Here is an 11,654-nt window from a genome sequence, read left to right as displayed (position 1 = left end):
GGTCTCTTACGGCGACAGGCGGCTGGTGGAGGTGGCCACCCAGCCCTGGTCGCGCATGCAGGCCATCACGGCGTCGTGGGCGCGGCCCACATGCCAGTCGGAAATGGGGTAGCCCCGGCCCGCGTCCAGGTCGGGCAGATGGTCGGGATCGTTGGCGGCCACGCAGGCGCGCAAGGTTTCGGGGAAGTGCCGCTCCTTCTCCCGCACCAGGTCCTGCTGTGCCGCCAGCGATGGATTCCCGCGCGTCAGCAGGGCCATGTCGACGTTCCAGCGCCGATCGCCCGTGTAGGCGCAGGCCGCCAACGCCAAGCCCATCCCCATCGTCACCAGTCGCCGCATCGCCATCCCCTCACACCGCCGCGATATAGCCCATCGCCACCAGCCACACCGCAGCCAACAGCAGGGATAGCACGGTCATGGGCACGCCGCAGCGGGCGTGCTCGCGGAAGCCCAGGGTGACGCCGGCGGCGGCGGCGCGCTCCACCGTGATGATGTTGGCCAGGCTGCCCGGCAGCAGCAGGTTGCCAGCCAGGGTAGAGAACAGCGCCAGGGCATAGAGCGCCCCCTCTGGCGGATGGGCCCACACCTTCATCAGCAGCACCACCGCCGGCACGTTGCCGATGCTGTTGCTGGCCAGGACGGAGAAAGCGCCGAGGAAGGGCAAGCGGTCCAGCGGCAGGCCGGACGCCGCCAGCTGGTCCACCAGGCGGCCGGGCAGTCCGGTATCCGCCAGCGCCCCGGTCAGGATGAACAGGCCGGCGAACAGGGCCAGCAGGTGCCAGTCGACCAGGCCCAGCATGTCGCGGCTGGCGAAGCGGCGGCTGACCAGCATGCAGCCGGCGATGCCCAGCACGGCCACGTCGCGGGGAAAGGGCGTGGTGAAGGCCACCAGCAGGACGACGACTCCGATCAGGCCCTTGGAAAGCTGCCAGGTCCCCGGCGGGCCGGGGGGCTGTCCCTCCCCGTTCAAACGGGTCGGCGACGGAGGCGCGTTGCCGTCCACCAGCCGACCGCGCCATACCCGCGCCACCACCCAATAAACGATGATCAGCGAGAGGAAGGCAGGCACGCCGCAGGCGAACAGGAAACGCCAGAAGCCTAGATGGCCCATCTGGCCGATGAGGATGTTCTGCGGGTTGCCGATAACCGTGGCGGCGGAGCCGGCGTTGGCCGCCCCCGCCAAGGCGATGAGGTAGGGCCGCACGTCCAGGCCCCGCGCCCGCAGGCCGGCGCACAGCAGCGGGGTCATGGCGAAGACCACCACGTCGTTGGCCAACAGGGCGGACAGGCCGCCCGCCACCGCGACAACGGCGGCCAACAGCGCCTCCGGCCGCCAGGGCACATTGGCCAGACGCCAGGCGCACCAGTCATAGAATCCGGACAGCGCGAACTGCGCCGACAGGATCATCAGGCCCAGCAGGATGAACAGGGTGGGGAAGTCGATGGCCTTGATGGCCGCCCCTTCGGTCACCGCGCCCGCCACCAGCAGGACGATGGCGCCCAGCATGGCGATGCCGGTGCGGTCCACCCTCAGCCGGGGGAGATGGCCGATGGCCATGCCCAGATAGACGACGGCGAAGGTGATGAGGATCAGCAAGGTCATGGGCGTCAGCGCTACAGGGCGCGCGCCCGGCCGGCAAGCGTGAAATAGGCCTAGGATATCAGGCGGAAACGGTTAGGCCGCCACCCCAGTCCCCTTGGACGGGGCGCCCTTGGACGGGTCGGCCTTGGGATCGTCCTTCTGGCCTGCGGCAGAGCCCAGGTCACGCTGCGCCATCATGTCCACCTGCAGGCCCTCGCGCGCGGCGAAGCAATGGCTCCACTCCTGCTGCGCCTCGGCCTCGATGGCCTTCATGCGCGCATCGTCATGGTCGGGGTCATGGTGGAACAGGCACAGGCGGCCCACCCCCGCGGCGCGGGCCAGGCGCAGCCCTTCCCGCCAGGTGGAATGTCCCCAGCCCCGGCGGCCGGCGAATTCCTCATCGGTATAGGAACTGTCGTACGCCACTAGGTCGGCACCCTGGATCAGGCCCAGTACGTTGGTGTCCATGCGGTCCGGATCATGCTCGGTATCCGTGACGTAGCAGAAGCTGCGTCCCTCATAGTCGATGCGATAACCGGTGCCGCCCCCCGGGTGGTTCAGGGGCGCCGTGCGCACCGTGATGCCATCGCCCAGATCCAGCGTGGCGCCGGGACGGAAATCCTCAAACACCAGGGAAGCGCGCAGCTTCTGCAGCGGCACTGGGAACAGGCAGGAATCCATGGGCTTTTCCATGACGGACTGGATGCAGTGGGCACCCTGGCAATGGCCCGCCATCACCCGCATGGAAAAGTCGGGGCAGTAACACGGCTCGAAAAAAGGAAAACCGTTGATGTGGTCGATGTGGGTATGGGTCAGCAGCAGGGTCACGTCGCAGACGCCCCGCGCCCGGAGGCTTTTGCCCAAGGACCGCAGGCCAGTGCCGGCATCCAGCACAAGCGTGCGGTCGCCCGCCGTCACCTCGATGCAGCTGGTGTTGCCACCATACTCAAGATGACTGGCCATCGGACAGGGGACAGTCCCGCGGACACCCCAGAAGGTAACGGTGAAACCCATAAACCAAGCCCCGAATTCCATCGCGGCCAAGCTAACCCCGCCTTATGCAAAGGTCTGTGACGTGTCGCACAGGACCAGGGGCGCTTGCGCACAACTGAACAGCGCTTGTCAAGTGATGTTCGCTAAGCGAACGCGCAATTACCCCTTAAGGGCCGCCCCGTTCCCCGGGAACACCCCCTTGAAATCGGTGTCACTCACCCCGGCGCTCAGCGGTGGCGCGGGCGCAGTCGATGGTCCAGCCGCTCATCATCCAGCCCGGCGGGTTCCTGGTGGATGGTGATTTCGGCATTGGGAAAGGCAGCGCGCAACGATGATTCGATCTCATCGGTGATGTCATGCGCCTGCGTCAGGGTCAGGTGGCTGTCCAGTTCCAGGTGGAACTCGATATGCTGGCCCATGCCTGTCGAGCGGGTGCGCAAATCATGCAGGCCGCGCGACGCGGGGTGGGCATTGACCAAATCCACCACCCGGGTCCGTTCGTCGTCGGGCAGTTCACGGTCCATCAGGACATCCAGCGCGGTGCGGGAGATGCCCACGGCGCCCCAGGCCAGGAAGGCGGCGATGCCCAGGCCGAACAGCGGGTCCCAGAAGGCCTGGCCGGTCCAGCGGCCGAGCAGCAGCGAGACGATGACGGCGGCGTTCAGCAGCATGTCGCCGCTGTAATGCAGGCTGTCGGCGCCAATGGCCAGCGATGCCGTGCGCCGAATGACCCAGCGCTGGAACAGCACCAGCACGAAGGTGAGGGCGATGGCGGCGGCCATGACCCACAGGCCAATGCCGATATCGCCCACCGGCCGTGGCTCGAACAGGCGGCCCAGCGATTCGTAGCACAGGAACAGGGCCGAGCCGACGATGAAGGCGGATTGGATCAGGGCCGCCAGCGGCTCCGCCTTGCCATGGCCGAAGCGGAAGGCGAAGTCAGGCGGCTTCAGGGCACGGGCCACGCTGATGAGCGTGACCACCGACGCCAGCGCGTCCACGCTGCTGTCGATCAGGGAGGACAGGATGCTGACGGAATTGGTGGCCAGGTAGGCGCCGAATTTGCCGGCGATGAGAATGGCGGCCACGGTGACGCTGGCGTAGGTGGCGCCCCGGCGCCACCGGCCATCCGGATCCCCGGCGGACTCGCCCTCCACCGGAAGGGGCGCGCGGGAGGGATCCGGGTCCACCTTGGCCGACATCGTCATGGGTAGAGGCGTTCCGTGGTCCAGGTTTGGGCGTCACCCTGCCGAGTATAGACCAAGCGGTCATGCAGGCGAAACTCCCGATCCTGCCAGAACTCCATGCGCAGGGGGGTGACGCGGTAGCCCGACCAGTGCGGAGGGCGCGGAATGTCGCCATCGCCGAAGCGGGCCGTCTCTTCCGCCACCCGGCGTTCGAGGGTGGCGCGGCTGTCCAGCGGCTGCGACTGCTGCGACGCCCAGGCGCCGATCTGGCTGCCGCGGGGGCGGACGCGGTAGTAGTCGTCCGCCTCCTGCGCCGTGACGGGGGCGACATGGCCGTCCACCCGCACCTGGCGGCGCAGGGTCTTCCAGTGGAAGCAGAGGCCCGCCACCGGATTGGCCGCCAGTTCGCGGCCCTTGCGGCTGAGGGTGTTGGTGTAGAAGACGAAGCCGCCGCCATCCACGCCCTTCAGCAGCACGATGCGGACCGCCGGGATACCATCGGCGCCGATGGTGGCCAGCGACATGGCGTTGGGATCATTGGGCTCGGTGCGCGACGCCTCCTCCAGCCAAGACTGGAAAAGGGCGTAAGGGTCGGGTGCGACAACAAAATCCATGGTGGTAATCCGTGTCATAGATATGCCGGAATTGCCGCCTACCATACGCCACACTACATCCTTGTCCACGCAGGACGCCGCATGGACGACCCGCATGGCGCCGGATGATTTTTGGGGTGGTTTGTTGCCCCAGATCATTGGCGGTGGCCCCGAGAGGGGTGAATGCGGGACAGTGTCGGGGATGCGAGACCGGATTGCGCAAGGCCATGCCGCGGGAAAGCGCGGCGCAGGAGAGGAAAGAAGGACTAAGAATCATGAAGAAAGTCATCATCGCGTTGATGGCGTCCAGCGTCCTGTTGAGCGCGTGTGACACCACCGGGGGCAAGAATCAAACCGTGGGCATGCTGGGTGGTGCCGCCGCCGGCGGCCTGCTGGGCTCCCAGTTCGGCCATGGCGGCGGCAAGCTGGCCATGACCGGCCTGGGCGTGCTGCTGGGCGGTCTGGCCGGCAGCGCCATCGGCAAGCGCATGGACGATTCCGACCGCGCGGCCATGGAGCGGAACACGCAGATGGCCTACACCGCCCCGGTCGGCCAGCCCATCGTGTGGAACAACCCCAACAACGACCATCAGGTCATTGTGACGCCGGTGCGCGACGGCACCCGCGGCGACGGCGCCTACTGCCGCGAATTCCAACAGACCATCGTGGTCGGCGGCGAACGCCAGCAGGGCTACGGCACCGCCTGCCGCCAGCCCGACGGCAGCTGGAAGATCGTGAACGACTGATCCCGGTTACCGAATTAAAGCCCCCTGGCCGCCCATGGCGCCGTCAGGGGGCTTTTTCGGCTGGGCCGGTCCCCGAAATAGCCAGGGTCCGCATGCTTGAAGCGGCGGGCGCGTTGCGCATATTGTGGGGGCAGACCGGCAATAGATAGTGCGACCATGCGCGATCCCTACCAAATCCTTGGCGTCGGCCGCAGCGCCAGCGCTGAGGACATTAAGCAGGCGTATCGCCGCCTTGCCAAGCAGTACCACCCCGACCTGAACCCCGGGCGGGCCGATATCGAGCTGAAGTTCAAGGAAGCCAACGGCGCCTACAGCCTGTTGTCGGACCCGGACAAGCGCGCCCGCTATGACCGGGGCGAGATCGACGCCAGCGGCGCCGAACGGCCTGACCGCTCCTTCCGCCGTGCCTATGCCGGTGCCGGCCGCTCGGGCGATTTCGATTACGAGGACGATCCCTTCGCTGACATCTTCGGCGCCGCCCGCAAGCGCACCAGCGGCGTGAAGGCGCGGGGCAGCGATGTCGCCTATTCCGTGACGGTGACCTTCACCGAGGCCTGCCTGGGCGCCAAGCGGCGTCTGAACCTGTCCACGGGCAAGAGCATCGACATCACCATCCCCCCCGGCACGCAGGACCAGCAGAAGCTGCGCCTGAAGGGCCAGGGCCTGCCCGGCCTGGGCGGCGCGGGGGCCGGTGACGCCATCGTCGAGGTGCACGTCAGCCCCCACGCCTATTTCGTGCGGCGGGAGGACGACATCCACCTGGACGTTCCGGTCACCCTGCAGGAGGCGCTGCTGGGCGCGACCATCAAAGTGCCCACCCTGGACGGCGCGGTCCAGGTGAAGGTGCCCAAGGCCGCCAACTCCGGCACCACCCTGCGCCTCAAGGGCAAGGGGGTCGCCAATGCCGAACGCGGGACGCAGGGCGACCAGTATGTGAAGCTGACCGTCGTCCTGCCCGACCGGCCGGATGCGGATCTGCAAGCCTTCATCGAGAAGTGGGCCAAGACCCACGACTACGACGTCCGCCGCAAGGCCGGGTTGGGTTAAGCCCCCTCAATCGCCGGGCGCGACCATCCGGCCGCTTGGCTTCCCCGGTTTCCAGTCCACTGCGTTCCCCGGAAACCTGCGGCGGCATGAGCCCGATCTCATGCCGCCGATATAAGCGCCGCTATTCCGAGCGGATCAGCGGTCCACCATGGCCATGGCACGTTCGCCATAGCGGGGCCCGGCGACCTGGTAGGTTTCCAGCGCCCCGTCCAGGCGGGCCACATCCGCCGCCGATAGCGTCAGCGCATCGGCCGCCAGGTTTTCTTCCAGGTAGGTGCGGCGCTTGGTACCGGGAATGGGCACGATATCCGGCCGCTTCTGCAGCAGCCAGGCCAGCGCCACCTGCCCTGCCGTGGCGCCATAGCCCTGGGCGACCTCGTGCACGAACGCCGCCAGTCGCATGTTGGCGTCGAAGTTGGCGCCCTGCAGCCGCGGGTCGTTCTTGGAACGGTAGTCGCTGTCCGGGTACTCCTCGGCCCGCTTGGCGATGCCGGTGAGAAAGCCGCGACCCAGGGGACTGAACGGCACCATGCCGATGCCCAGCTGCGTCAGCAGCGGCAGCACGTCCTGCTCCAGGTTCCGCTCCCACAGGGAATATTCGCTTTGCAGCGCCGTGACCGGCTGCACCGCGTGGGCCCGACGGATGGTGTCGCAGCCGGCTTCCGACAGGCCGAAATACAGCACCTTGCCCTCGTGGATCAGGTCCTTGACCGTGCCCGCCACATCCTCGATGGGCACCTGCGGATCGACGCGGTGCTGATACAGCAGGTCGATGCGGTCGGTGCGCAGCCGCGTCAGCGAGGCCTCGACCACGGCACGGATGTGCTCGGGCCGGCTGTCCGTGCCGCCCAGGGGCGTTGCCCCCTCGCCAATGACGAAGCCGAACTTGGTGGCGATCTGCACCTGGTCGCGCCGCCCCTCCAGGGCACGGCCCAGCAGCTCCTCATTGGTGTAGGGGCCGTAGACCTCCGCCGTGTCCAGGAAGGTGCAGCCCAGCTCGATGGCGCGATGCAGGGTGGCGATCGACTCCGCGTCATCGGGGCTGCCATAGGCATGGGTCATGCCCATGCAGCCCAGGCCCAAGGCCGAAACCTCCAGGCCCTGGCGGCCCAGTTTGCGCCGTGTCAGCATGTCCAACTCCCGTTCATGATACGTAGGGAACACATTGGCTATCGCGCGTTGGCGCGGAACAGCTCGGCTGTGCGCTTGCGGGCCAGTTGCGCGTCTTCGAGGTCGGAATCCGGGCGGCCGTCGTTGTTGAAGCCGTGGCCGGAGTTCTCATAGATGTAAACCGGCACGCCGGGATGGGCTTTCCGCAGGGCTTCCACCACCTGGTCGGCGGCGATGTGGGGGTCCTTGCGGCCGAAATGGCAGATGATTGGGCAGGCGGGGACCAGATCGGCCAGGCCGGCCACGCCACTGCCGTAATAGCTGGATACCGCCGCCAGCCCCGGCACCTGGGCGGCAGCCCGCCAGGCCACCGTGCCGCCATAACAATAACCCACCAGGAAGACCGGCCCCTTGTCCTTGAGCGCGTCGACGCAAGCCTTCACGTCGCCTATGGGGTTCTCCGCCCCATTGGCCCGGGCGTAGGCGAGCCCTGTGGCGTAGCCCTGCTCGTCATGGTCGGCGACGAAGCCCTTCTGCTGCCGGTCGAACATGGACGGGGCGATGACCTCGAACCCCAGGGCGGACCAGCGGGCCACGTCCTCGGTCACATAGGAGTCCAGGCCGAAGATTTCCTGGATGACGATGACGCCGCCCTGGCGCGGCCCCTGGGGCGCCGCGTGCAGGGCGGTGAGCGCGAACCCGTCGAGGGCGGAGCGCAGCGTTATGCTTTCGGCCATGTCGGCCTCCTCTTGATCTGAAAGGAAAAGAAAGGGGTCAGGCCCCCGTGGACTGGATGCCCGCCCGCTTGCGTGCGGTCCCGGACGGCGGCTCCGCCGCAATCGGCTCACCGGGAATAGCTTGCCCCCCTTGAGCTTCTCCCTCGGGGGCCAGCAGCTTCGCCAGCGGGGTATTCATGAGCGCACCGGCATCACGCCGTGCCCGCTCGAAAATGGCATGCACCTTGGTTTGCCAGGGCGCCTGCAAATGGCCGACCGACAGCAGGTCGCCCCACATGCCGAAATCCAGCGCCAAGTACAGGTCGCTGAGGCTGGATTCGTGCGGGTCGCGGGTGGCGACCCAGGCGCCGTCGGCGGTGCGGATGGTCCAGTTGGCGGCGCACAGCTGTTCCAGCATGCCATCCACCGCGACGGCGCCCACCGGCACCCGGGCGATGATGTCCGCCCGCTTCAGGGCATGGCCCTCCCGGGCGGCCAGCATCAGTTCGCGCAGGATGGCGAGGGCCACCACCAGGCGCTGGGCCGGCGACAGGCCGGCGGGGCCCAGTTCGGTGATGCGGCCCGACCGCCATTCCGGCAGGGCCGCCGTCACCTCCGCCCCGAACAGGATCAGGCACCACACCAGGTACAGCCACAGCAGCACCGTGGGCAGCACCGACAGGGCGCCGTAGATGGTGGTGTAGGTGTGGACCTGGCCGATATAGACGGCGAACCCCACCTTGGCCGCCTCCATGGCGGCGCCGGCCACCACCCCGCCCACCAGGGCGTCCTGCCAGCGCACCGGCCGGGTGGGAATGGCGAGATAGGTCAGGCCGAAAAACGCGCTTTCCAGGATGCCCGGCAACACCCGCCGCACCAGCTCCACCACCACCGAGCCCTCGGCCCCCAGGTAGGAGACCGCGACGGAGGACAGCGACAAACTGACGCCCAGCAGCAGGGGGGCCATGGTCAGCACCGCCCAGAAGGACAGCACCCGCACCAGGACGGAGTGCCGTTCCCGGCTGCGCCAGATGGCGTTGTAGGCCCCCTCGATGGAGAAGAACAACAGGATGGAGGTGACGGCGAGGCCCAGCACGCCCACACCCGTCATGGCGCCGGCGTTGCTGACGAACTGCTGCAGGCGGTCGGTCAGGTTCTCCCCCACCTGGGGCACCAGGTTTTGCAGCAGCAGCATTTCCGCCTCCGCCCGCAGGGTCTGGAAGGCCGGGAACGCCTGGAAAATCGCGAAACCGACGGTCAGCAAGGGCACCACCGCCAACAGGCTGGTGTAGGTCAGCGAACCCACCGCTTGCAGGCAATTGTCCCGGTAGAAGCGGCGCACGGCATAAGTGGTGACACCGATGACCGCCAGCACGACATGGCGCACGGCGGATGGCAGTCGATCAGCCAACCGCACCCAGCGAGAGGATCGTGCCCGCGTCTCAGTCATGGGAACCTGCCAAGGGAGGACCTTTCCGGCGTGTATTCTAGGTGTGCGCAAATATAGGGTGGGTGGCCTTTGACCGTAAAATCGGTTCGTGTAGGATGCGCGCCTAATTTTCCGGAGAGAGACGGATGACCACTTCGACGGCAACCCCCGCCCAGGGGCCCGCCACCGGGACCCTGATGGCCGGCAAGCGCGGCCTGATCATGGGCGTGGCCAATGACCGGTCCATCGCCTGGGGCATCGCCAAGGCGGTCGCCGCCCAGGGTGCCGAACTGGCCTTCACCTATATGGGCGACGCGCTGGCCAAGCGCGTGAAGCCCCTGGCGGAGCAGCTGGGCGTGCCGCACGTCCTGCCCTGCGACGTCACCGACGAGGCCAGCATGGACGCGGTGTTCGCGTCCCTGAAGGAACAGTGGGGAACGCTGGACTTCGTGGTGCATGCGATCGGCTTTTCCGACAAGAACGAGCTGGATGGGCTGTACCTGAACACCTCCCGGTCCAACTTCGCGTTGACCATGGATGTTTCCTGCTACTCGTTCACCGCCATCGCCCAGCGGGCGGTGCCGATGATGACCAACGGCGGCAGCCTGCTGACCCTAAGCTATTATGGCGCCGAACGGGTGATGCCGCACTACAATGTGATGGGCGTGGCCAAGGCCGCGCTGGAGGCCAGCGTGCGCTATCTGGCGGCCGACCTGGGCCCCCAGAACATCCGCGTCAACGCCATCTCCGCCGGCCCCATCAAGACCCTGGCGGCCAGCGGCATCGGCGACTTCCGCGCCATCCTGAAGTGGAACGAGCTGAACGCCCCGCTGAAGCGCAACGTCACCATCGGTGAGGTCGGCAACTCCGCCCTCTACCTGCTGAGCGACCTGGGCAGCGGCGTGACCGGTGAGGTTCACCACGTCGACAGCGGCTACCACACGGTGGGCATGCTGGCGGTGGACAGCGCCGCGGAAACCTCGGCCCTGTTGCAGAGCCTGGTGAAGTCGGAAGGGTAAACGGCCATGGCCGGTAACGGCATCGGAACCCAGTTCCGCTTCACCACCTTCGGCGAAAGCCATGGGGTGGCGCTGGGCTGCGTGGTGGACGGCGTCCCGCCCCTGCTGGACCTGGATGAGGCCTGGATTCAGGCCTTTCTGGACCGGCGCAAGCCGGGGCAGTCGCGCTTCACCACCCAGCGGCGCGAACCGGACACGGTGCGCATCCTGTCGGGCGTGTTCGAGGGCAAGACCACGGGCACGCCCATCTGCCTGATGATCGAGAACGAGGACCAGCGGTCCAAGGACTACGGCGACATCAAGGACAAGTTCCGGCCGGGCCACGCCGACTATACCTATTGGGAACGCTACGGCATCCGCGACTATCGTGGCGGCGGGCGTTCCTCGGCGCGCGAGACGGCGGCCCGCGTGGCGGCGGGCGCCGTGGCCCGTCGGGTGCTGGAGGCGGTGCCGGGCGGCGTGACCATCCGCGGCGCCCTGGTGCAAGTGGGCCCGCACAAGGTGGACCGTACACGCTGGGACTGGGACCAGGTGGACCAGAACCCCCTGTTCTGCCCCGACGCCGGGACGGCGGAGCATTGGGCCGACTACCTGGACGGTATTCGCAAGAACGGGTCGTCCGTCGGCGCGGTGATCGAGGTGGTGGCGTCCGGAGTGCCGGTTGGCCTGGGCGAGCCCATTTACGACAAGCTGGACAGCGACCTGGCCCGCGCCATGATGACCATCAACGCCGTGAAGGGCGTTGAGATCGGCGCCGGTTTCGCCGCCGCCGAACTGACAGGCGAGGACAACGCGGACGAGATGCGGATGGGGCCTGACGGCAAGCCCGTGTTCCTGTCCAACCAGGCCGGCGGCATCCTGGGCGGCCTGTCGACCGGCCAGGATATCGTCGTCCGCTTCGCGGTGAAGCCCACCAGCTCTATCCTGACGCCCCGCCGGACGGTGGATGTGCAGGGCAATGAGACGGAAATTCTGACCAAGGGCCGCCACGACCCCTGCGTCGGCATCCGCGCCGTGCCGGTGGGCGAGGCGATGATGGCCTGCGTGCTGGCCGATCACTGGCTGCGCCTGCGGGCCTACAGGTAAGACCGCGCCACCGCCGGCCCCTCTTGATCCCTCTTGATGGCTCGGAATGAACAACGGCCCCGCCTGGTCAACCAGGCGGGGCCGTTTTGCTTGTGCGCTGGTGTGGCTGGCGGCTCACTTGCCCTGGATGGTGATGGTGAGGGTGT

At 67.5% G+C, this 11,654-nt stretch carries 12 protein-coding genes; 4 read left to right on the top strand and 8 right to left on the bottom strand.

What is annotated here, in order from left to right:
* Positions 1–6: 6 nt before the first annotated feature.
* From FBZ90_RS24935 to pdxH, 5 genes are all read right to left on the bottom strand, one after another.
* A complete protein-coding gene (locus FBZ90_RS24935) occupies positions 7–339 on the bottom strand; it encodes a hypothetical protein (RefSeq protein ID WP_145735957.1) in 333 nt (110 codons plus the stop codon).
* A gap of 10 nt (positions 340–349) precedes the next feature.
* On the bottom strand, positions 350–1,603 hold the full coding sequence (locus FBZ90_RS24930) for an ArsB/NhaD family transporter (protein WP_145735955.1): 1,254 nt from the start codon (positions 1,601–1,603) through the stop codon (positions 350–352).
* Between the two features lie 72 nt (positions 1,604–1,675).
* A complete protein-coding gene (locus FBZ90_RS24925; RefSeq protein ID WP_246130861.1) occupies positions 1,676–2,596 on the bottom strand; it encodes an MBL fold metallo-hydrolase in 921 nt (306 codons plus the stop codon).
* A 206-nt stretch (positions 2,597–2,802) separates the two neighbouring features.
* Positions 2,803–3,783 (bottom strand): cation diffusion facilitator family transporter, encoded by a 981-nt coding sequence (locus FBZ90_RS24920; RefSeq protein WP_246130860.1) that lies wholly within the window; start codon positions 3,781–3,783, stop codon positions 2,803–2,805.
* Complete coding sequence (gene pdxH, locus FBZ90_RS24915; RefSeq protein ID WP_145735954.1) at positions 3,780–4,376, bottom strand: pyridoxamine 5'-phosphate oxidase; 597 nt, start codon at positions 4,374–4,376, stop codon at positions 3,780–3,782. The genes FBZ90_RS24920 and pdxH overlap by 4 nt, the downstream gene beginning before the upstream one ends.
* 254 nt (positions 4,377–4,630) lie before the next feature.
* Here pdxH and FBZ90_RS24910 point away from each other — a divergent pair, with 254 nt between their 5' ends.
* Entirely contained in the window at positions 4,631–5,101 is a 471-nt protein-coding gene (locus tag FBZ90_RS24910) for an RT0821/Lpp0805 family surface protein (protein ID WP_040842529.1), read from the top strand.
* 156 nt (positions 5,102–5,257) lie between these two features.
* The gene (locus FBZ90_RS24905; protein ID WP_145735952.1) at positions 5,258–6,148 is read left to right on the top strand and encodes a DnaJ C-terminal domain-containing protein; all 891 of its coding nucleotides are present in this window, start codon (positions 5,258–5,260) and stop codon (positions 6,146–6,148) included.
* A 135-nt stretch (positions 6,149–6,283) separates the two neighbouring features.
* On the opposite strand, the gene FBZ90_RS24900 is transcribed toward FBZ90_RS24905, so the two are convergent.
* The 3 genes from FBZ90_RS24900 to FBZ90_RS24890 are packed head-to-tail and all read right to left on the bottom strand — an operon-like array spanning position 6,284 to position 9,424.
* The gene (locus tag FBZ90_RS24900; protein ID WP_145735950.1) at positions 6,284–7,279 is read right to left on the bottom strand and encodes an aldo/keto reductase; all 996 of its coding nucleotides are present in this window, start codon (positions 7,277–7,279) and stop codon (positions 6,284–6,286) included.
* 38 nt (positions 7,280–7,317) lie between these two features.
* Entirely contained in the window at positions 7,318–7,995 is a 678-nt protein-coding gene (locus FBZ90_RS24895; RefSeq protein WP_145735948.1) for a dienelactone hydrolase family protein, read from the bottom strand.
* A 37-nt stretch (positions 7,996–8,032) separates the two neighbouring features.
* Positions 8,033–9,424, bottom strand: coding sequence for a YihY family inner membrane protein (locus FBZ90_RS24890; protein ID WP_145735946.1), 1,392 nt, complete (start codon positions 9,422–9,424; stop codon positions 8,033–8,035).
* A 125-nt stretch (positions 9,425–9,549) separates the two neighbouring features.
* Between FBZ90_RS24890 and fabI the strand changes: the two genes are divergently transcribed.
* Positions 9,550–10,422 (top strand): enoyl-ACP reductase FabI, encoded by an 873-nt coding sequence (gene fabI, locus FBZ90_RS24885; RefSeq protein ID WP_276509117.1) that lies wholly within the window; start codon positions 9,550–9,552, stop codon positions 10,420–10,422.
* Positions 10,423–10,428: 6 nt separating this feature from the next.
* Entirely contained in the window at positions 10,429–11,508 is a 1,080-nt protein-coding gene (aroC, locus tag FBZ90_RS24880) for a chorismate synthase (protein WP_145735944.1), read from the top strand.
* The last annotated feature ends 146 nt before the right edge of the window (positions 11,509–11,654 follow it).

This window comes from Nitrospirillum pindoramense (assembly GCF_007827955.1).
Classification (GTDB): domain Bacteria; phylum Pseudomonadota; class Alphaproteobacteria; order Azospirillales; family Azospirillaceae; genus Nitrospirillum; species Nitrospirillum amazonense_B.
The sequence above is the reverse complement of the archived record's forward strand: the minus strand, read 5'-3'. Positions and strand labels throughout refer to the sequence as shown.